This window comes from Acinetobacter sp. 1424608 (genome assembly GCF_000588255.1).
In the GTDB taxonomy this organism is placed as follows: Bacteria; Pseudomonadota; Gammaproteobacteria; order Pseudomonadales; family Moraxellaceae; genus Acinetobacter; species Acinetobacter nosocomialis.
The window spans coordinates 83,795-106,102 of record NZ_JFXL01000001.1 but is presented as its reverse complement, the minus strand read 5'-3'; the positions used below and the strand labels follow the sequence as shown (position 1 = coordinate 106,102).

10 protein-coding genes and 6 tRNA genes are annotated in these 22,308 nt (G+C 38.8%); 4 read left to right on the top strand and 12 right to left on the bottom strand.

From position 1 onward, the window contains the following. Positions 1 to 155: 155 nt before the first annotated feature. The 11 genes from J678_RS05265 to J678_RS05215 all read right to left on the bottom strand — a co-directional run bounded on the left by J678_RS05265 (position 156) and on the right by J678_RS05215 (position 18,155). On the bottom strand, positions 156 to 1,010 hold the full coding sequence (locus tag J678_RS05265; RefSeq protein ID WP_017393787.1) for an Imm49 family immunity protein: 855 nt from the start codon (positions 1,008 to 1,010) through the stop codon (positions 156 to 158). After that, complete coding sequence (locus J678_RS05260; RefSeq protein WP_017393788.1) at positions 1,007 to 13,015, bottom strand: hemagglutinin repeat-containing protein; 12,009 nt, start codon at positions 13,013 to 13,015, stop codon at positions 1,007 to 1,009. Before J678_RS05260 ends, J678_RS05265 begins: the two co-directional genes overlap by 4 nt. A gap of 63 nt (positions 13,016 to 13,078) precedes the next feature. After that, entirely contained in the window at positions 13,079 to 14,836 is a 1,758-nt protein-coding gene (locus J678_RS05255; protein ID WP_017393789.1) for a ShlB/FhaC/HecB family hemolysin secretion/activation protein, read from the bottom strand. Positions 14,837 to 15,047: 211 nt separating this feature from the next. Then, positions 15,048 to 15,121, bottom strand: a tRNA-Trp gene (locus J678_RS05250). A 67-nt stretch (positions 15,122 to 15,188) separates the two neighbouring features. Beyond that, a tRNA-Leu gene (locus J678_RS05245) sits at positions 15,189 to 15,273 on the bottom strand. Positions 15,274 to 15,300: 27 nt separating this feature from the next. After that, positions 15,301 to 15,374: transfer RNA gene (locus J678_RS05240), tRNA-Trp, on the bottom strand. Between the two features lie 53 nt (positions 15,375 to 15,427). After that, positions 15,428 to 15,512 (bottom strand) — tRNA-Leu (locus tag J678_RS05235). Positions 15,513 to 15,539: 27 nt separating this feature from the next. Then, positions 15,540 to 15,613: transfer RNA gene (locus J678_RS05230), tRNA-Trp, on the bottom strand. 53 nt (positions 15,614 to 15,666) lie between these two features. Next, positions 15,667 to 15,751: transfer RNA gene (locus J678_RS05225), tRNA-Leu, on the bottom strand. Positions 15,752 to 15,853: 102 nt separating this feature from the next. Beyond that, a complete protein-coding gene (locus tag J678_RS05220; RefSeq protein WP_017393790.1) occupies positions 15,854 to 16,660 on the bottom strand; it encodes a protein kinase domain-containing protein in 807 nt (268 codons plus the stop codon). After that, the gene (locus J678_RS05215; RefSeq protein ID WP_002049303.1) at positions 16,647 to 18,155 is read right to left on the bottom strand and encodes a DUF3336 domain-containing protein; all 1,509 of its coding nucleotides are present in this window, start codon (positions 18,153 to 18,155) and stop codon (positions 16,647 to 16,649) included. The genes J678_RS05220 and J678_RS05215 overlap by 14 nt, the downstream gene beginning before the upstream one ends. A gap of 178 nt (positions 18,156 to 18,333) precedes the next feature. Here J678_RS05215 and J678_RS05210 point away from each other — a divergent pair, with 178 nt between their 5' ends. Together J678_RS05210 and J678_RS05205 are read left to right on the top strand one after the other, a co-directional pair. Continuing rightward, complete coding sequence (locus J678_RS05210) at positions 18,334 to 19,215, top strand: ATP-binding protein (RefSeq protein WP_017393791.1); 882 nt, start codon at positions 18,334 to 18,336, stop codon at positions 19,213 to 19,215. A gap of 101 nt (positions 19,216 to 19,316) precedes the next feature. Further along, on the top strand, positions 19,317 to 20,420 hold the full coding sequence (locus J678_RS05205) for a DUF6670 family protein (protein WP_017393792.1): 1,104 nt from the start codon (positions 19,317 to 19,319) through the stop codon (positions 20,418 to 20,420). A gap of 2 nt (positions 20,421 to 20,422) precedes the next feature. Here the strand turns inward: J678_RS05205 and tsaD are convergent, their stop codons facing one another. Next, positions 20,423 to 21,433: a tRNA (adenosine(37)-N6)-threonylcarbamoyltransferase complex transferase subunit TsaD gene (gene tsaD, locus J678_RS05200; RefSeq protein WP_002049277.1), complete on the bottom strand. Its 1,011-nt coding sequence runs from the start codon at positions 21,431 to 21,433 to the stop codon at positions 20,423 to 20,425. Positions 21,434 to 21,578: 145 nt separating this feature from the next. Between tsaD and rpsU the strand changes: the two genes are divergently transcribed. Together rpsU and J678_RS05190 are read left to right on the top strand one after the other, a co-directional pair. After that, positions 21,579 to 21,794 (top strand): 30S ribosomal protein S21, encoded by a 216-nt coding sequence (rpsU, locus tag J678_RS05195; RefSeq protein ID WP_001136722.1) that lies wholly within the window; start codon positions 21,579 to 21,581, stop codon positions 21,792 to 21,794. Positions 21,795 to 21,820: 26 nt separating this feature from the next. Continuing rightward, positions 21,821 to 22,267, top strand: coding sequence for a GatB/YqeY domain-containing protein (locus tag J678_RS05190; RefSeq protein WP_017393793.1), 447 nt, complete (start codon positions 21,821 to 21,823; stop codon positions 22,265 to 22,267). Positions 22,268 to 22,308 lie beyond the last annotated feature (41 nt).

Below are 22,308 nucleotides of genomic sequence, written 5' to 3'. Positions count from 1 at the left end.
ATACGGTCCGTCAAAACCGACTGGCGATGTAGGCCAGCACGCAAAGGATAATAGTCACTCTATTTATCGTCAAGCACAAAAAGTGACAACTGTTTTAAAATGAATCAGTCAAATTATTTGGTAAATAAACAACTGTTTACTACATTTTAATATCGCTATTTCCTACCAAATAATTTCCCCCAAAAACTCTGCGGCTTCCAATTCGGATCTAAAAAATCATAATGATAGTCGTAGTGTTCCAAGGGCTTAATTGGCATAAGTTCCATAGGCACTAAAGGATTATCAATTTCGATTTCTAGACCATTCATCCATGCTAATTTAGTAAACATGACTGGATGATGTGACCAAATCTCACCATTAAACTCTTCACCAAAATCCTTATTATAAGCTTTGTGTACTCTTGGATTTAATAAAGTTTGTACTATCTCTATGATTTTATCCTTATCCTTTTCATAAATTGCATCATAGATTCCAAATTCAAACTGTACGACTTCTCTTAATTTATTAATTTTTTGATTAGCCACCGCTTTAATTTCTTGATAGTCTTTCCAGTCATTTCGAAGTACAGCTTGTAAAGCATGAGTTCTAAATCTTGGATCATCTTTTGATGGTTTGAATTTAGCTTCTTGGTAACTTGGTTCAAATTCTCCCCAGAGTAAATTAATGGTGTTTAATTGGGAAAATCTTTCCAGAATCTCTCGATTATCAGTTAATAAGGGAAATAAAAATCTATCCGGAGTAGATAATGAGTATCCTCCCGAATACTTGCAGCTTTCTGCTCTTAGTAAACTGGAGACATAAAACCATTGTTTTAATCCAGATAAATTTTTTTGAGAGAAAAACTCATAATACCCATAATAAATTGCATCAGTTGCCATAAAGTCAAACATAACCCCTCTAGGATTGTTATCTTTTAAATCTTTATGCATTTGATTCAGTCTACGTTGTTCTCTCTCTCTTGCAATTGACTGACCATGTTCTGCAATCCCAATTACACTATTTTTTATCATTTAGAACTAACCTTATTTCCTAAATTAATAGTAACAGCACGACTATCATTGACTCCAACTACAATCTTGTTAATTGGTTTTCCACCTTCAACTGCCTGAAGTATTTTATTACCTGTAGCTTTTGCAGTTGGACTATTTTTTGAGTTTGCTAATTCATTAGCACGACTAATAATCCACTCATTGGTCATCTGTACACCAATATTATTAGGCGAGTTTTTATTATCACTTAATTTAACTGAACCGCGCTCTTTTAATGGCTTCACTTCAACAACATAAAGCTCACCATTCTTCATATACACTCCATCGAAACAGTTGTTTCCACATTTGCTTTCAAGTTTGGTATAACCACTATTCGTAAAATAACTATCTGCAATTTCTTCTCGTAGAATTCCAGATGTATTGTTATCCGTAATATTCAACAGTTGTTTTTGCTTACTAAGAACTTCCTTTGGTGGATCAATAATTTTCCCATTTTCAGAAATTTGCTTGGCACTAATGTTTCCTGAAGCTGATGCAGTCACTGTAGGTAATTTTGCAGGGTCATTCTTTAATACGCGGTTTATATCCTTAGTTATTTCTACAGCTTTACCACCAACCTGAGTAACGACCTTACCTCCTACTATTCCAAGTGCCGCCTCTCCTGCTGCCACAGCTAAATCAATACTATCCTGTGTTAATGCTGATAGCTCATCTTTTCTATTCGGGCTGTATGATTGTATGACTTTCTGGCCTTGTGTAGATTCATAAGGTGTCAATAACCCCTTAACTCCATCTACTGTCTGCTTTGCTGATAAAGCTGTTCCTGTACCCGCTACCGTAGCTCCTACACAAGAAACTCCTGTTTCTGGACATGCAAGAGCCAGACCTCCTGTCGCAAGCCCACCACCTACCGTACCGGCAACTCCAATTACTACCTGCCCCACATTTTTACCTTTGCTGACATATTTATCATTACTCGTCCGAATATCATTCGCTTTATCCCAATTTGAATAGGTAAATAACCCAGTTGCTTTTAAAGCATTTTGCTCTTTAGTATAGGTTTTCCCTAGCGCTTCAAATGCTTTCAGACTTTTATAATTGGCATCACTCTCGGGAACACCTTTCGAACACTCTACCAATGCGCATGCGGCTGCTCTTAATCGAGTCTGTTCCGCTTCCGTTTTACCTTCGGTTAGTTTTTTCAGAACTTTGGCTTCATCAACATGCAACTGTCTGTTATTTGCATCTACATTCACTGCTGTTGCTGTACTACCCGTATTTAAACCTGCTACAACTCCTGCAGCTGCAAGTGTCAAGCTGGTTACACCACTTGCAACAGCTTCGGCTGTTTTCTCACTTATACCTGTTTGGGTTAAAGCCTGAGCTACACTATTTTGGAAATCATTTATTTTAGGTGCTGAAGCTGCAACCGTACCTGTAGTAACCGCACCTTCAAGTGTGCCCGTACCTAATGCTCCCAAGGCGGTATGCATCGCTACACGATATATTCCCCCTTCATCCCACTTCTTCGCTTCTGCCTCATTACCTTGTGCTCGTAAAATCAATGCTTGTTTTTGAGCATAATCTGCAACAGCTTTAGGAGCATTTTCACCAAATTTTTGAGTCACTGAAACTTGAGTATTAATCTCTTTTAGAACTCTATCTTTATCAAAGTTATTTTGCAGTGCTCCACTATTCTCACGTGCTGTATCTGTAGTTACAGACGTTAATATCTCAGATTTGATCTGTCCGGCAGTTTTACCCGTTAAGGCTTGCTGGCCTTGTTCCTCTCGAATTGTAATGTTTTGGGTATTCACACCACTCTTGGTCATACTACTGTCTTTATCACTGTCTAGACCAAACCCAACAGATTTACTTACCCCTACTGTAGTTGAAGCGTGTTGATCAATTTTGTTTGGTGTCGAAAGTACCGTGCCAGGTTCTTTGTTACCTGCCGTACCACTTTTTCCGGCATTAAAACCACCACCTACAGAAACGCCCTTAGCATCATATTCAGTCACGTTTTGAATGTTAGAAGACGTTAAAGTGCCTGTATCTAGACTATTTTTCTTCAAGTTCTCAGCAGTCTGAGTCGAGGTAATAATTGCACCTTTCAAGTCAGTGTTTTTATTCACCTTAATCTGGTAACCGTCGTCGCCTGCAAATACACCTGACTGCTCATTTACAGATGCATAATTCGCATCTACATTAGACTTGCTAAAGCTTCCAGATACATTGCCTCCACTAAAACCTACACTCACTTGTGCTGACATATTCTGTTGTTTGCTCTTGTATGTCGCTTTGTCCTGTAAGCTTTCAACATTTAAGTTATCGGCTTCAATCTGTACACCTTTACCTTGTACTTGTCCGCCAATAATATTCGTCGTTTTTCCGCTTGTTATCGTGGTTAGGCTATCTTTAGAACCCACATGGCTATTCACATAACTTGTGTCGGTACCATTACCCTTACCTTTACCCAAGTTGCCGCCAGCCGTTACACCAAAGCCTGTTTTATTACTTACAGTAACTCCGGCATTCCAGCCTGCACTTTCATTTTTACTTTCTTCAATATGGTTCTGTTCGGCTGCTTTAATATTGACATTGTTGTCGGCAGCCAAGCGTGTACCTTGTTGCCCCAATACGTCTGAACCAACAATATTAATATTCGATTGATTCCCTGCGCCTGTGGCCACAATAGATGTACGTCCGCCAGCATTGACCTGACTTTGACTCGCAGTGGTACTTTGTGAATGGCTTGTTTCAGTATTTTTCTGTTCACCATAGGTCAGGCTAACACCAACCTCCATATCTTTAAACTTACTCGCATCCGACAGTGCACCTTGTAATTTCCCTAAAGACTGCCCTGCTTTATAAGCATCAAAGCCAGCATTGGCTGCTGCCATTGCATTCACACGATCATTCTTGCTTTGGCCAACCTGCTTAGCAGATTCCACTACACTTTGTACAGCCGAAACCACTGGAACATTCACCGCAAGTGTTAAGCCTTTCTGTTGCATCTCATGCTTATAGTCACTTGTGCTTTGTTCTTTAGCAGCTTCAATATTGACCTGCTCTGCCAATATATTCACATCGCCTTTCTGTGATGAAACAGTACTTCCCGTTTGCTGATAGGCCTTACCCGCTACAATATTGGTATTACCGTTTAAGCTGCCTACTTGAGAAGCACTATTGGTGAGTTGTTGTTCGGTTTTTAAAGTAGTTTCTTGTTTTTTACCTAAACTAAAACCAATGCCACCCGTAGACATAAGACCAGAGTTTTTAACAACACTATTGGTTTGACTGTTGTATTGGTTCTGAGCTCCCTCAATATTTGCATTGTCTTTGGCTTGAATCTGCGTCAACTCATCAGAAACAATATTACTGCCACGGACATTGATATTTCCTGCATCCAATAGCACTTTTTTGCCTTCAACAATGCTACCGACCGCAACATCTGAACTACGATGACTAAAGTCACTGGTCGTAGAGCTACTCAGCTTACCTTTCTTACTAAAGCTTGACTGATCTTGTTGATCAAGTTTGTTTCGGCCCTCTTCAATCTGTAACTGTTCTTTCGCCTGTAACGCAGTTAAGCCTTCTGAACTACTAATTTGTGAACCATGAATCTGAATATTATTGCCTTGTAAGCTTAAATCACCTTGGCTCTTAATTTGACTGCCAACTTCGACTTGTCGTGTATCTAAATGATAAGCTTTTGAGCTACCCACCACATTGTTGGTCACTTCCGTATTCAGGCTACCGACTTTAAGGTCACCGCCCGTACGGATAATACTTTGCCCACCACTATTATTCTGGATATTTGCAGCCAATATACGAGTGTCACCCCCAACATTCATCACTAAGGTTGGCTGATCACTCAACGCTTGCTGTTGTGCTGAACCTACATAAAGGCCAGCAATACGATCTATGCCAGTCCAGCTATAGTTGCTCTGGCCTAATGCATTTTGACTGCTCTGTGTGGTTGACTGAATATTCAGGTTACCTTTTACCTGCAAATTCATGGCTTGATCGGCCTGAATCATACCACCAATATTATTTAAATCTTTTTCAGTACCAAGGCTAACTACACCACCACGGATGTTTCCAGCAAGGTTGTTTAAATTCTGGCTATTAATTTGAACAACTTGTCGTCCAGCAATTGTTCCCGCGTTGGTCAAATCTTTACTTAAATTGAGCTGAATACTATCGGCACTAATTAAAGTTCCATCACCTTTTAAATCACCCACACGCGCTTTAACATAAACTTGCGGGACTAAAGCTTTGGTTTTTGTACCATCTGGTAGGGTAGTTTCTTTTTCTACCAACCAAACAATATCGCTGCTTAATTGAGCCATTTGTTCTGGAGTGAGTGCAATACCCGGACGTAAGTTGTACTGTTTTGCATAGCTCAGCCCATTATTCATGAGCGCTTTATATTGCTCCTCATCAGAACCATATCCTTGTAAGAAACGGTAGCCAGTCAGTTGGGCAACTTGGTCTTGTACCATACGTTGTTCATAGTAACCATCACCCAATCTTTTTTGCTGAAGTGCTGGGTCAAGTCCCAATGCATTCAACATATAATCTGAAGATAACCAGTTGCGATAGTTACTAAACGCTGGATCTGTTTCAACAAGGTAGTTAGCACGGCTGTCTGGGTTTTTACTATACAACGCATTATTTGGGACTTTAACGTTAGCATTGTTGGTGCGAATCTCGAAACCACTACCATCAATCTGTGTTGTTTGTCCCTGAACAGCTGAAGCCTTAGTATCAGTATTTTGAATTTGATCGACTGCGCTACTACTCAAGGCTTTATGATTGGTAGTGTTTGCCCCGACCACGCCTTCAAGCTGTGCCTGACCTATTTTAACTTCATTTGATTGAATACGATCAGATTGAGCTGCAGTTTGTTGAACAGTTTCTGTTTGATTAACCTGTGTATTTTGCTGACCAATAATAGTAGATTCATGGTTTTGACTCAGCGCCTGTTCAGCCAAATTGTCTTTATTGACTTGCTGGGTTTGGTCTTGCACTTTAACAGGCGTCGCACTGGTTGGATTTTCATAGATAAATAAATCCACCCCTTTGGTAACATCTGCTGGATTATAAGCCTGTTCAGCAGAAGCCCAGACTCTATCGTGCCCCTTGCCACCATAACTGCCATAACTTGGTGTTACCGTTCCTTCTTCATGTGTAATTTTAGGACCTTTGGCATCGACATTGTGAATTGCTTTGGCATCCCCAATCAGCTTTTGACCCACCATAATTTGGCTTTTGTCATTATTAATTGTGCCAGTGAAACTTAAATTACCCCCTGCACTGATCACAGCAGGTGCTGACTCATCTGCTACAGTCGTGGTCGTAGTTTGCGTACTTTTCACATTTTCATAATGATCAGTACTATAGAGCTGACCGTTATAAACGACATAGCCCTTAAACATGTTGCCAGCAGAGCTATCGTCATAGTTATTTACAATGAAGAAATAACCATCAGGACGACTTAAATAATCCTGCATCGTTGCGTTGTCATAGGAAGTCACAAGCTGTTGTGCAGGCTTTAATTTAGTAAATAAATCTGGATTCTGGCTATAGATTTCCTGAGTAATTAAGGACTGAGGGCCAGGGTTATACCATCCGGCACGCGAATCTGAAATATATATATTCCAGTAATCGAGTTGCTCAGTGGTCTGCTGTTGTTTGGTTGTAAAAAAGACATTCTGGTTATTAACAGTATCAGCATTCAAGTCGATATTGCCATTGGCATTAATTACAGAACTTCGGTTATTGACTTGCTGCGCAGTTCCTTGAGCATGCCACTGTGAGTCAAGCGAACCTCCTATACGCAAGTCTCCCATGGCAATAATTTGCGAACCACTTTGATGATTTAGGTTATTTTCAAGATTGTTTAAAACCTGTACGCCCAGATCCAGATCACCTCTTGAGGCAATGACTGGCGCTAAACCATTGAGGCTTTGGTTATTTAAAGTATTCGCCTGAATTGCAATATGGTCACCATAAATACGTCCGGCAATATTATTGAGTTGGCCTGCCTTAACATATGTATTTGAACCATTAATGAGTCCATAATTATTGAGCACACCTACAGATTCAAGTTGAGTTTGCTGGCTTTCCAAACTGCCATCTATAGCATTTTCAATTGTATTTGCTGAAATAGATAACTGTCCGTTGCTTTTGATTGCACCATGATTGGTAACTTTACCCTTAGAGCTAAGGTTTAAATTTCCCTGTGCCTGCAACTGACCTTGAGCATTTTGTACATAATCATCATTGAGCTGAAGATTTAGCTGTCCCTGGCTTAAGACCTTACCATCGCCTGTTAAACCTTTGGCCAGAATATTTAAACTTGCAGTTGATGAGCCTTCTTCACCTGCAATAATAGTCCCTTGCTGATTGTTTACAATTAGACGGTTATTATCTTGCTGACCTTGTATTGTTAATTGATCAAGACTACTAATTAAGCCTTTGGTATTATTTAAATTATCCGAAATATTTAAATTAAGTTGCTGCTCAGCAGAGATTCGCCCAGAACTATTATTTAAAGTACTAGCAGCTATTTCTATTTGCCCTGCCTGAATACCTTGGTTCTGGTCATTGTTTGAATTATCAATATTTTGACTAACAATTTTGACTTGCTTTGCAGCACTAATGAGGCCCTGCTGACTATTATCGAGTTGGCTTCCACTTATCAGGCCTGTATTGAGGCTAATGTTTTGGTTAGCACTGATTTTGCCTTTCTGATTATTAATCGTACCTGCTTGTCCAACACTGTCGATCAGTAAGTCTTGTCCACTGGCTAACAAGCCCGCATTACTGTTATTCACCTTAGGCGCTTGAATGGTTAATCCATTTCCAGCAATGACCCTACCTTGTTCATTATTTAATTCTGATGTTTGTAATAAGACTTGTCCTAAAGATTGAATACCTTGGGCCAACTCTGGCAAGGTAGCATTTAAATAGGTTTGTCGGTTATCAATCAGTTGCACGGCGTTTATACCAAGATCACCCTGTGCAGTGATTAGACCTTGCTGATTGTTCAGACTATTGGTACTAATCTGTAATGTATTACCGCTATTAATCTGTCCATTTTGGTTATTCAGGCTCTGCTGGTGAGTATCAATCTGAATTTTGCTTTGATCACCTTTAGTACTACTAATCAAGCCTTGTAGACTATTATCAAGGCCCTGTACATCGAGGTTAATCGCTTGATTCGCCTGAATCTTACCACTCTGATTATTCAATGCTTGCTGAGTCGTCTGGATATTTACGCCCGCATCTACCGACCCAATTTGACCCGCTTGGTTATTCAAAGCAGCACTTTGAATCATTAATTGTTGTTGTGCTGCAATTAATCCCGCTTGGTTACTTAAGGTGTTTTGGCTATTAAACTGAGCATTTTTGGCAGCAAGAATTTGTCCCTGATCATTCAAAAGGTCTTGAGCTTTTATATTTAGATCACCACTGGAATGAATATTTCCAGACTGGTTATCGAGTCGTGATGCTGTGTTGAGGTTAAGACCTGCTGTGCCTGCGGTCACAATACTGCCCGTATTGTTTTTTAACGCACCAGCCTGAATTTCAAGATTATGATTTGTCTGAATCTTGCCATTACTATTGTTTAGAAGGTTTTTAACAATTAATTGGTTAACAATATTGTCTTGTGTTCCAGCCTCAACAATTTGACCTGCTTGATTACTAAGCTGCTGTGTATTGATGTTAAAGCCATTGAAGCTAAGTAGCGTTCCAGCATCATTGTTTAACTCAGAACTATTCGTTTGCAGACTACCAGCAGTTTTGATATTGCCCTGATTATTATTGAGCGTATTAGCTATAGCGAGTATAAGTTGGCTGTCTGTTGTACCAGATTGGATGAGGCCATTCTGGTTATTTAAATTATTGGCATTTATTTGTAGTTTTTGGCCTAGACTGTCAATTTGCCCGTTTTGATTGCTTAAATCACCTGTCAACAAAATTTGAGTGTGATCTAAACCTGTTTGCTGGATATGTCCTGACTGGTTATTTAAGTCTTTTGCATTAATTTGAACTTTATTCGCCTTTAAATTGGCTTGTTGAGTATCTAACGTATCTGGAGTGGTTAAATTAAGTTGCTGTGCGGCCTGAATCGTACTTTGTTGAGCGCTCAATTGACCAGATTTACTGTTGAGCGAAATATTTTTTGCTTGAACAAGGCTTTGGTTTAAGACATGACTCGCTGCCTGACTACTTAAATCACCGCCCGCGATCAGTTGCCCCTGCGCACTTATAGCACCTGTAGCATCAATGTTAAGATTACCCTGATTTGCTAATGAACCATCTGATGTTAAACCAGCAATAATGCTCCCTGCAGAAGTCTGGGTCAGTGTAGCCGTCTGTATATTTAAGTTATTTTGAGCAGCTAACTGTCCAGCATTTTTAAGATTTTGAGCAACTTTGAGTTGTTGATCTTGGCCGGCATAAATCAGACCACTATTGTCTAATAACCCAGTCTGAACATCTATATTTTGTGCTGCCTGAATAATACCAGCCGATTTACCCTGCTCAACACGACCATTAATCAACTGATTATTAATATTGAGTGATACATCACCAGTTTTAGCAGCAATTACTCCTGAACTATTATCTAAGTTTGATGCAGAGAGCTTAATATCCTTAGCTTGTATCTGCCCTGACTGGTTATTAATTAACTGATCTGTTGTAAGCTCAAGCGTATTAGAACTAATTATACTACCTTGTTGGTTGCTTAGCCCCTTTCCAGCTTTCAATGTAAGCTGGCCTTCACTCACAATGTTACCCAAATCATTTTGAATATCGTTTTGACTAACAATATTTAACTGTACTGGTTGTGAGGTTGCTTCATTTTGAGTGACTAAGATATTCCCACTTTGGTTACTAAGCGAACCTGTTTGAATGTCTAAGCTATGGTTACTTTGTAATACACTTCCTTGATGTTGGTAGTCACCATTTACACGAATTGAACTTTGACCATTTACCGCACTAAACAACATTTCACCATTACGGTCAGTAAATTGGTTGGCTTGAATATTGGCTTGAGTAGCAGACACTTTTGATTGGTCTAATAGTGCTTGATCGGTCGTAAGTTTAAGTGCGCCATTAGTTCTCAATTCAGCCTTTTGCGCATGGATATTTTGTATATCCATATTTAAGCCAGCTTGGCCCGAATGCAGGATCACACCAGAGTCACTATTTAAACCCTGTGCTTGAATATTTAACTGATTTGCATTGGTGAGAATACGGCCTTGTTGGTTATTAATGACTCCCTGAACAGTTAAATTCAGGTCATCTGACGCAGTGTGCTGAATCAAACCTTGTTGGTTATTAATATCTTTCCCAATGTTCAGATTCAATTTTTTCGCAAGAATTTGACCACTCTGGTTAATCAGACTTTGCTGGTTTTGTACCGCATTTAATTGGATAGTGTCAGCCTGCAACATACCAGACTGATTATTTATATCTCCATCACGAGCTGTAATATTTATATTTTGAGCTGCTGCCGTTCCTTGCGATAAATCTACATTTGCCCCATCTAAATCAATATTATGGCTTGCCAGTAGTTTTCCGTGATGCTCAAGTGCCTGCTCTGTTTTAATATTTAAATCTGCTTGAGCATTTTGATCTTGCTCACCTTGAGCATTGATACCGACCGCAATAACACTTTTTTCATCACTAACAAGACGCTGACTCGTTAAATCAATATTACCGTAGGCTGAAAGAACACCTCCTTGCTGTGTCATAACACCTGTATTATTAATTTTTAATTGTTGATCAGCACGAATATAGCCATGATTGGTGAGTTGTTGACTATCAATTTGCAGATTTTCATGACTAGATAACGTACCGTTGACTGCATTATTTAAAGATCCAGTTTGAATTTTTAAACTTTGGTCAGCATAAATCGTTCCAGATCCGTTATTTAAAGCCTGATCTTTGTTTTGAATCGTAATATTTTTTGCAGAAATTTCACCTTGGTCGTTATCTAGACCAAAAAGCGAACTATCCAAGTTATTATTAGTGACTATTTTTCCTTTCTGGTTATTCAAATGACCTGAAAGATTAAGTTTTAATAATTGTTCAGCCTCCAGATCACCCCCACTGTTGTTTAGGCCCAATCCCTGTAAATAGAGTTCAGACGAACTCGCGATCTGCCCCGCTTGATTTAGAATGTTTCCGCTCGAGATCATACTAATATTATTCAAGGCATTAATTTTACCGCCCTGATTATCAATCGACTGGCTATTTACATCTAAAGAAGTGAGTGATTGCAGTAATCCTTGTTGGTTACTAAAACTTGAGGTTTGGATATCAGCACTTTTAACTGTGAGCTCACCTTGGTTGTTATTAAAGCTATTCCCTTTAATATGAATAGCACCCAGATTAAGTTGACCGCCTTGGTTATCTAGACCATTTTGGCTGTCTAAATCTACACCACCATTGGCAATGATCGCCCCTTGGTCATTATTTAGTTGTTCCTTAACATGAATATAACCTTGATCATAAGTTTTTGGGGTCGTATCTATTGGAGTAGCAACTTCTAAACTTCCGCCATCTCTGGATGGATCAGTTGGAACTGTCGGAACACTGCCACCTGTCGACCCGCCACTACCACCACCTGTGGTATTTTTAGCAATTCCGATTTTACCACCAAGGTTTGTCATTGAACCTGACTTTAAATCAAGTCCTTGCAAACCTGTTTGTTCGATAGAACCACTATTTTTTAGACTACCCGCATCAATAACAAGGCGAGCAGCATTCAATGTGCCACTATTACTCAAACTATTTTGTTGATTAAGACGTAACTCATCAGCACTACTGATTAAACCAGAGTTATCTAGACTTTGACTTTCAATAGAAATTTGTGAAGTTGCGCTACTGACATTACCGGTATTTTGAATATTTTGAGCTTTCAGCTGTGCCTGATCTTTATTCGCGATCAAGTTACCATTATTGACCAAATCACCATTTGCATTTAGTGTCAGAGTCCCTTGAGTACTATTTATCGTACCTGCGTTACGTACACCTAGCCCTTGCTCTGTTCCCACCAAAAAGATTTTTCCAGCATACATCCCACCGAGTTGGCCTACATCTAAAGCAAAGTTTGGCGGAGGTGTGGTAGTAGCTGCTGTCGTTGCCGTGATTTGAGGAGCTACTTGGTCTTTGACTTGAATATCATTTTGTCCAAGTACAGTATTGAGTTCATTTGCATACAAGCCTGCATTTACTTTTAAAGCACGCGCATAAATATCTGTATAAGGGGTTAAACTTCCATTTAAACCTTTACCTTCAATCGTGACCTGCCCCTCGCGGACGCGGAATGATTCAAGATAACCTTGGTTCATCACCGCTTGACCTGTAGTTAAAGTAAAACGGTCTGCGTTAATCACCCCACAGCCATCACAGATCAAACCAGATGGATTCGCAATAACAACTTGTGCTTGTTTTCCGGCAACCTCAATATAGCCTTTGAGTTGACTTGGATTATTACTATTCACTTCATTCAAAATAACTTTGGCTTCGCCTTTTGCGAGCCATGGGTTACCTTGTACCCAGCCTCCTAATTGGGTTTGGGTGTTATTACGTGAGTTATTTAAAATAGCGCCTTCTTGCCCAACATCAAATTGAGTATAGGTATTACGTGAAACACCCCCAGCGCTTGGTGTCTGAATATTGACCTGAGTTGTTCCATTTGCGCTATTTAAAATGGTCGGTTGCTGCGATGTAGGTGCACCTTTATCGGCAATAATCTGAGTTTCAGCAACACTGCTCATTGGCAAGCTAATCACCAATGCTCCCAAACAGCCAATTACAGCAAAATTAAGTGGATTGAGTTTCTTATAATGAATAGGTAGAACCGAATCTATAGTCGAATCTGTTCCGATTTGTCCCTGACTTTGCCCTGCTTGTTTGGTTTTACTTTTTACAATTTCAGCAACAGCAATAAACATACCGCGAGCATGGCTAAAAATAATACGATAACGGTTCTTATTCATTCTAAAATCTCACTAAATCTTTTTTTAATAAAGTTGATTAAGTTCTGGACCTTTAAACTTGAATTAATAGGTCCAATTCACGCTAAATCCAGTCGTGTAATCATCTGTTTCGAAGTGATCTGGTTTTTTCAACGGTGCTCCTACAAAAGCGTCATAATTCAAACGCAAGGGAGCAATTTGTCCACGTAACCCAATAACTGCACCTAATAAACTCGTGCCTGGTAAAGGATTCGGATAATATGTAGTTTTTCCACCAACCTCTCCGTAATCGATACCTGCATACCAAGAGTGTGGCCTATTCATAATTGAGCCACTTAGTTCATTGCGAACTAAGAAACCGTTATCGGCCAATAAAGTTTGCTCACCATCAAAACCTCTTACGGTATAACGGTTTCCAATTGAAAATCTGTCTTGAGGAGTTAAAGGTTGATTGCTGTGTTGAGTACGCCATTCAGCTAGATATTGCAGATTTTGCTGACCCACTTTAAAAGGCACTTGTAAACTGGCATTCGCTTGTAGAATCCCGACATGCGTATAAGCTTCTCCAAAGTCTTCTTCTGGTGCTCTCATTGCATTCAACCAGCCTGTACCACGCTTATAAGTCACATTGCCGTTTAAAGTGGCATTAGAAAAATATTCAACATGATCAAGAGTGGCTTTCCAACCTGCAGTTTTACGACGCTGTACTTCAATTTCTACATCATTAATATAGTTTTGTGATTCACGGTACCACCCACCAAAACCTAAGGCTGTTTTACGGTGTGCATCTCGATAAATTACTCGAGATAAATCTGCATTAATGAGTTCGCTTTTACCGCTATATTGATAAGTTTCACTACTTCCAGCAACTGTTTGCAGGTAATTAGAGCGACTATAACTAGTTGAAAATAACCAGTAATCAAATGGAATGGTATAGCTTGCATAAAAACCATCAGTACCATGTTTACCAGAGTTTCCACCTCCTAAATCATGGTTATAGCTGATATAAAATAGATCATTTAAGGTCAGCACATGATCAAGCGATAAAGTTGCTGTGCCTTGATATTTTCCGGTCGCCTCACTCCCTGAATCATCAATTCCGAGATGTAAGCGATAAGGTTTAGCCTGTTGCCAAGCTAAAACCACATCACTATAGCCCGGTTCTTTTTTTTGTTCTGCTGGCTGGATTTTAAAGTCAGTCTCAACTGTCGGCACTCGTTTGAGGTTTTCTAAACCTTGCTCCATATCACGAATATTTAAAAGCTCACCCGACTTCATCGGTAAAGCATTCCACAAATGTGCACGTTTAGAAGTACCCTCAGCAAATTTAATCTGATCCACTCGTCCGGGAATAACCCGAACACGCACCGTACCAGATGCAATATTTTGTTGAGGAAGTAAAACTCGTGTGGTTACATAACCATTTGCTATAATTTTATTTTGTACAAGATCAAGGGCTTGGTTTAGTCCATTTACCCCTAAACATCTTCCAATAATATTGTTCTTGCCAGTCGTAATCACATTAAAATCTAATATGAATTGATGGGCTTCTTCACCTTCTAAAAGTATTTTCTTAATTTCAAAACAAGGGGTTTCACTGTTAGAACGTAAATATTGTAATTGCTGAGCTGAAATCTTATTTTGTTCTTGCCCTAGATTGACGTTTACATCTGGTTGTATTTGTTTTTCTAAAGCACTATCACGTTGCTGTTGTCGAATAGTTTGGTCAGCCTGAATTCTCTGACGAATAGGATCATCCGAGTCCGCAGCAAAACTTAGGCCCCCCGTTAGTGATAAGCAGATGAATAAGACACTTTTATTAAATTTGTTATAGTTCAACATATAAAATTAAACCGTGATTAATATCAACTTAATTTTATTTTAACAAAACCTTAACAAAGTGGAAGCATTTTTTATACAGATTTGTCTGTATGTAAAATAAATTTTATTTCTTAAATCTTACTTTTATAAAATATTGGTTTTAAATCATAATTTATTTATAAAAATCAGTTAGACATAAAAAAAGCTCCCGTAACAGGAGCTTTTTGAATCTTGGCAGAGGATCAAGGATTCGAACCTTGACGAACGGTTTTGGAGACCGTCATGCTACCATTACACCAATCCTCTATATGTATAATTAAACCCTTTGGATTTAATCATAAAAAAAGCAAGATCATCGTCTTGCTTTTTTCAATGGTGGGGGCGAAGAGACTCGAACTCTTACACCTTGCGGCGCTGGAACCTAAATCCAGTGCGTCTACCAATTTCGCCACGCCCCCATCTGGGACATTTATTTAAAATAAATGTGGCAGAGGATCAAGGATTCGAACCTTGACGAACGGTTTTGGAGACCGTCATGCTACCATTACACCAATCCTCTTCCAAGATTTAAATGATTTAACATTCAAATCAACTTTAAGTCTTAACTTAAAGTGGTGGGGGCGAAGAGACTCGAACTCTTACACCTTGCGGCGCTGGAACCTAAATCCAGTGCGTCTACCAATTTCGCCACGCCCCCATCTGGGACATTTATTTAAAATAAATGTGGCAGAGGATCAAGGATTCGAACCTTGACGAACGGTTTTGGAGACCGTCATGCTACCATTACACCAATCCTCTTCCAAGATTTAAATGATTTAACATTCAAATCAACTTTAAGTCTTAACTTAAAGTGGTGGGGGCGAAGAGACTCGAACTCTTACACCTTGCGGCGCTGGAACCTAAATCCAGTGCGTCTACCAATTTCGCCACGCCCCCGATGGCTGTGTATATTAGCGATAAGATCTAACAGTGACAAGTGTTTTTTTTCTAAAAAAAACTGACCGTGTAAATTGTATACAGATACTAGATCAATGATTTTTATAAGTTTGAGAGAGCATTTAAACAATTGATTGCTTCAAATGCATTTGAAAATCGATTTTTCTGCTGTTTTTGCAATAACCCCACCAGTAACGGGTAAAAAATTTGAAATAAATCTGGCAATTGAATGTTTAAGTTTTGGCAATGCAATACAGCCCAGTCATGATAAGTGTTTGCTTGTAAACGTATTTGACTTAGCCATTCATATAAAACAACTCCAAAAGCATATAAATCGCTTTGTATATTCTTCCTAGTTCCATGGAACAGTTCAGGTGCCATATATCTTGGTGTAGCATCAATGATTGAATCAGGAGTAGTTATAAGCCGTGCTTTTTCAAAATCGATTAAATAAAGTCTTTGCTCAAACTTTCGAAAGTGTTCTTTTTTAATATCGCCATGAATCCACCCTAGCTCATGAAGTTCTGCTAAAGCCATAAGCGCTGTATAGATCATCTCATGAATATCTTTTAAATTTTGCTTTTGATCTAACTCATCAAACCAGCAATCGGTGCCTGGCAAAATTAATACTTTCCCTTTAAGCAGTTGTAGTGGGGAAATAATGTCGGCATCAACTATTTTAAATGGCAAAATCCAATTTATATTTTTATGCTGAATATTTTCATAAAATTGCAATTCATGCAAAAAATCTTGCTCACCTTGAGCATGTACATGCGGCACTTGATATTTTAGCCAGTAGTAATGAGCATCTATAGAACATGTCCATAGATGCCTTCCTAAAGCTGAACTTTTAGGTTTTGTTACGCATTTTAAGTGTTCTATATGAGAAGCAAAATCATGCTTCAGCATAATAAGACTCTGGCTGTTGTTTCTTTTCTTCAAAACGTAAAACTTCTAAACAATGCTGAATTGTTTTACCAATACGCGCATGAGTTTCTATAGAAGATATTTTCGGCCAAGTCGCACGCTCACCTTCTCGCTGTAATCGTTTAAATAAATGTGGACGAGGGTTTTGTAACGTATAGGCATAATGTTTTAAGCTATATTTGGCAATAATATTAACATCTCCATAATATCGCTGCCCTACTACACCATATCCGTGATCAAGCAATCTCCTTACTGGAGAAATGGCTCCTAATCTTTGACGGGTAAAATCCATTATTCCCATCGAAAGCACTTTACCTTGGCGTCTTAAAATACGTTCAGGCCAACTTAAAACATCCTTACGGAAACGGTGTGCATCATCTTGCATAAATGGCACAACATGCGGATTTACTTGACTAGCAATGGTGTAGTTTAAATTATAAAGCCTTGCCATTCTTTCTTGTGGGAAGTCACTACGCACACTACCATCTACCCATTTAGTGTTTGCCATATACGGCGTATGTTCACCATCATAACGCTTACTGGTTAAACGTACAGGCGGAAATAAAACTGGTACAGCACAAGAAGCCAACACAGCACTCCAAACTAACACATTAGGTGTCATAATTGCATTCATAATCCGAGGATTTTCTGTTGCATCGTATGGCGCAACAGCGACATTAATATTCAAACCTGATTTTTTGAATGCTTCTTCAAAAGTAAGATCGCCCAAATTTTCAATGAGGAATTTTTTTAAATAGTGGACATCTGCAATACCACCATTCCCTTTTATAAGTTCACGAAGTTTTCTAAAGTGAAACGCATCACTGAAAAATTGCTCGCCATTTAACAAATTTTGAATATCTTCACTGGCAGAAATTCCCAACATACCAGTCATAATAGCGCCCGCACTTGAGCCTGACAGTACCTTAGGCATTAAATCTTGTTCAATTAGAGCTTTACATACACCAGTATGAAAAAGACCTAAAGTTGCACCACCCGAAAACATAAGAGCAGGCTGACCATAAGCTTTTTCACAATTTTCAAAAAACTCGATTTTTTCTTTTCTTTGAAACGTAATACATTCACTAGATGCAATATAAGCCAAGCTTTGACTGACTTCTTCAATATAATCTTCAATTAATTTTTTTGTGCCTACATGTGTGGCAGCAAACAACATAGGATGACCAATATTTGCAATATCGTAGGTTAGCCCTTCTTTTAAAAGATAAATCAAATCCAGAGTACGGTGTTGCTGACGATATCTTTTCAGTAAAGTGTAACGATAAGAAATGAGCTCGGCATCGAAGTAAGGCGAACTATTATCAAACTTCCACTCTTGTGCACCTGTTTCTTCATCCAGTTTTAATGCAAAAGACTTCCATTCTTCATAAGATTCAGCCATGTCTAATTGACGTTGTAATTTTTTGATACGGTAAGCCTGATGTGGATTCATATCACTTCGTATTTTTTCAAACATATTTCGTCCTCATCTTCACAGATGATTTTACTGAATAGACATGACAACACTATGCGCGGTCTGAACATTTCAATCAATTGCAAAACCGATAAACTGCATTACCAGTATCTTTTTTGTCAGCTTGCAAATTTCGGTGTTAGTATCCTAGTAAATTACTGTTTAACATGATTGATTAACCATGGCTACCATTGATTTACCCGACAATTTAGTTCAAACCTTATCACTTGTATTAAATCAGTTACAGCAGGTCTTACCTGAACCGAAGCAAGAAACTGATTTCACTGCACCAGCTTTTAGATGGGAAAACCAGCAACTTAAAGCCATTTATACGCCTAAGAATATTTATCTTGATGACTTAAAAGGCATCGAACGTCAAAAAGAAAAAATTATTCAAAATACTTTGCAGTTTTTAAATGGCTTACCCGCAAATGATGTACTGTTAACAGGCTCACGTGGTACAGGTAAATCCTCTATTGTGCGTGCTTTACTCACTGAGTATGCTCCTCAAGGATTACGTTTAATTGAAATTGAACGTGATGATTTAGCAGACTTACCAAAAATTCAAAAAATTATTCAAAACCGACCTGAAAAGTATATCGTTTACTGTGATGACTTAGCGTTTAATGCTGAAGATGAAAATTATCGTAGTTTAAAAAGTGTATTGGATGGTTCATTACAGTCAGGTTCAACAAATTTTATTATTTATGCGACCAGTAACCGTCGTCACTTGTTACCTGAGTTCATGCACGAAAACACACCAGTAACCAAAGTAGATGTGCCCCAATATACCGAACTACATCCTCAAGAAGCGATTGAAGAAAAGATCTCTCTATCAGACCGTTTTGGTTTGTGGTTATCTTTTTACCCAATGGATCAAAATTTATATTTAGAAATCGTAGAACATTATCTAGATAAAGCGAACATGCCTTTCAATGATGAAGTTCGAGCTGAGAGTTTACGTTGGTGTCAAATGCGTGGTCAACGCTCTGGTCGTGCGGCTTATCAGTTTTCTAAGCATTGGATCGGTTTAAACGCTTTAAAAGAGCTGTCTAACAGTTAAATAAAATGTCCCACAAAGCCTTAGCTTTGGCCTATAAACCGCTTAGTTTTGGCGATTGTTTTCCATAACCTAAATATAGATAGTTTTCTTTAGGTTTATATATGAAAAAACAATTGCCAAAAATTTCTCTAGTAAGCAAAACTGTTGCTAAAAGTTTGTTATTCGCACAACGCTTTTTAGATCAAGCAAAAAAATATTCAACTCTTCCTTTTACTCAATCTCATATCATTCGCCCACGTGTTGACGAAAAATACTATAGCTGGACCCACTACGGAATCTTTTTTCCACTTTTGCCAGAACCTCATCGCTATTTAAATATTATGATTTTAATCGGTACGCCTGGCGCACTTGCATTTGATCATGATGATATTATCGTTGGAAATCCTAGAAAAACAGCTACTTTCTTTTCAAGTACAGCCGCCCTTGAACAAGCGTTATTGAAAGCCTATATCATTCCCGAAGAGACAAAAATTAATAAAGATGGAAGTTTAATAGAGCTTGGTCGGGAAATTTCAATTCAAGGAAAATTCCCTCAAATTCATATTAATGGGCATTATGAGGGTCTAGATTTCGACTTTGATATTGATGTGACTTCAGACGTTTCATGGTTTATAAAAACACCAATCTATGACCATTTTAGCTTGTTGGCAAAGTTTAAAGGTTTTTTAAACTATCAGGAAAAACGCGTTGAAAGCGAAGGGCTTTGCACTTACGAATATGCTCGTGCAGTTGGTCCCCATTCATTCACAATTCAACTTATACCTGAGAACCATAAACTACCGCTTGATTTTTTCACTTATCAAATCATCAATTTAAATGAAAACACTCAACTTCTTCTAACAAAAGCAGATATTGTGGGGCAAACAGTAACCTATACCTTGCACATTAGACATCTTGATCGACCAGCTGAAATTTATACAGACGTTAGCTTTGATATTATTTCACACCAAGTTGATGACTTCATTTCTCCAACGGGCAAAAAAATGCAACTTCCAAAATATTTTTCATGGATCGCTCGAAATGATGCAAAGCAAATTATCTTAAACATTCAGGCAGAAATTGACTGCCCATTCCGCTATGGTCATGGGCAAGGTTATGCAAGTGGTTATATATTTACGGGCCATTATTTTGGCAATGAAGTGCAAGGCCGGGGTTATATCGAATATATAGATATTGAAAACCAACAAGCCTTTGCAGATGAATAATTTTATTTAGGAATAGACAATTCTGTCATTGGCCAACGCGGTGTAGTCGTGACAGCCAAGCCATCGTGTTGGCCCGCTTTTAAACGCTGATAACCTGCAAATGCAATCATTGCCCCATTATCAGTACATAAGGCAGGTTCAGCATAGTAAACTTGCGCTTTAATTTTGGCCAATGAAGTTTCCAACTGTTCGCGTAATCGTAAATTTGCACTCACCCCACCAGCAATCACTAAACGCTTAAGTCCAGTTTGCTTTAAAGCTTTTACCGATTTTTTTACTAAGGTGTCTACAATAGCTTCTTGGAATGAAGCAGCAATGTCAGCATCACGGTTTTCGCCATTCAATTTTTTCAGTTGAACAGAAACTGCCGTTTTTAAGCCACTAAAAGAAAAATCTAGACCTTGATGAAGCATTGGACGGGGAAACTCAAATGCTAAAGGATCACCAGATAGCGCCAGTTTTGCGATATTTGGCCCACCCGGATATGGCAGATTCATCATTTTTGCAACTTTATCGAAAGCTTCACCGGCTGCGTCATCAATTGATTCACCCAATAACTCATATTGACCAATCGCATGAGCCGCCATCAATTGTGTATGTCCACCTGAAACAAGTAATGCTACAAATGGAAATTCAGGCGGTTGGCTTGAGAGCAATGGAGCTAACATGTGTCCTTCCATATGGTGAACACCGATGGCAGGCTTATTTAAAGAAAAAGCTAAAGTTCTTCCAAATAATGCGCCTGTCATTAATGCTCCCATTAAACCTGGGCCACGTGTATAAGCGACTGCATCAATTTCCTGTTTCTTAACACCACTTTGTTCAAGCAGCTGATTCATTAAAGGAATAAGCTTACGAACATGGTCACGAGAAGCTAACTCCGGAACCACACCACCATATTCAGCATGAAGTTTTATCTGGCTATAAAGAACCTGTCCCCGTAAGCCGAGTTCGCTATCATAAAGTGCCAACCCTGTTTCATCACAAGAAGTTTCCAAGCCTAAAACAATCATCAAAACTGCCTTTTATATGAGTCAAAATATTGCAATCGCTATTATAGACTTGTGATATGAGTTGTAAATGAGTAAAATACTGACCTTCACTTGTGATCCGGCGCAATGGTGTGCCTGATCTTATCCATAATCTAGAGGATTTTACATGCCACAAGTTAAGTTGAAAGAAGGCGAACCAGTTGACGTAGCTATCCGTCGTTTCAAACGTTCATGCGAAAAAGCTGGTGTTTTAGCTGACGTTCGTAAGCGCGAATTCTACGAAAAACCAACTCAAGAACGTAAGCGCAAAAAAGCTGCTGCAGTTAAACGCTACCAAAAGAAATTGGCTCGCGAATCTGTACGTACTACTCGCCTTTACTAATTAATTTGTGATTGACTGCTGAAATTATGACTACTTTAAAAGACCAAATTACTGATGCATTAAAAACTTCTATGCGTGCCAAAGATATGGCAACAGTGACGGTTTTGCGTAGTCTACAAGCAGCAATTAAGCAAATCGAAGTTGATGAGCGCATAGAGCTTGGCGACGCTCAGGTTCTTGCGATCATTGAAAAGCAAATTAAACAACGTAAAGAATCGATCAAAGCCTTTGAAGGTGCTGGTCGTGATGATTTAGCTAGTAAAGAACAAGCCGAAGCTGAGATTATTTCCCAGTTTCTACCAGAAGCTATGACTGAGGAAGAGCTTGATTCTATCATTGAGCAAACGATTGCTGCTCAAGAAGCAACTAGCATGAAAGATATGGGTAAGGTGATGAATTCTCTACGTCCGATCATAGCCGGGCGTGCCGATCCTGCTCAAGTTTCAGCAAAAATTAAAGCTAAATTAGCTTAATTCCCTCCTCTCTCTTTATATACTCTTAGACTAAGCTTTCA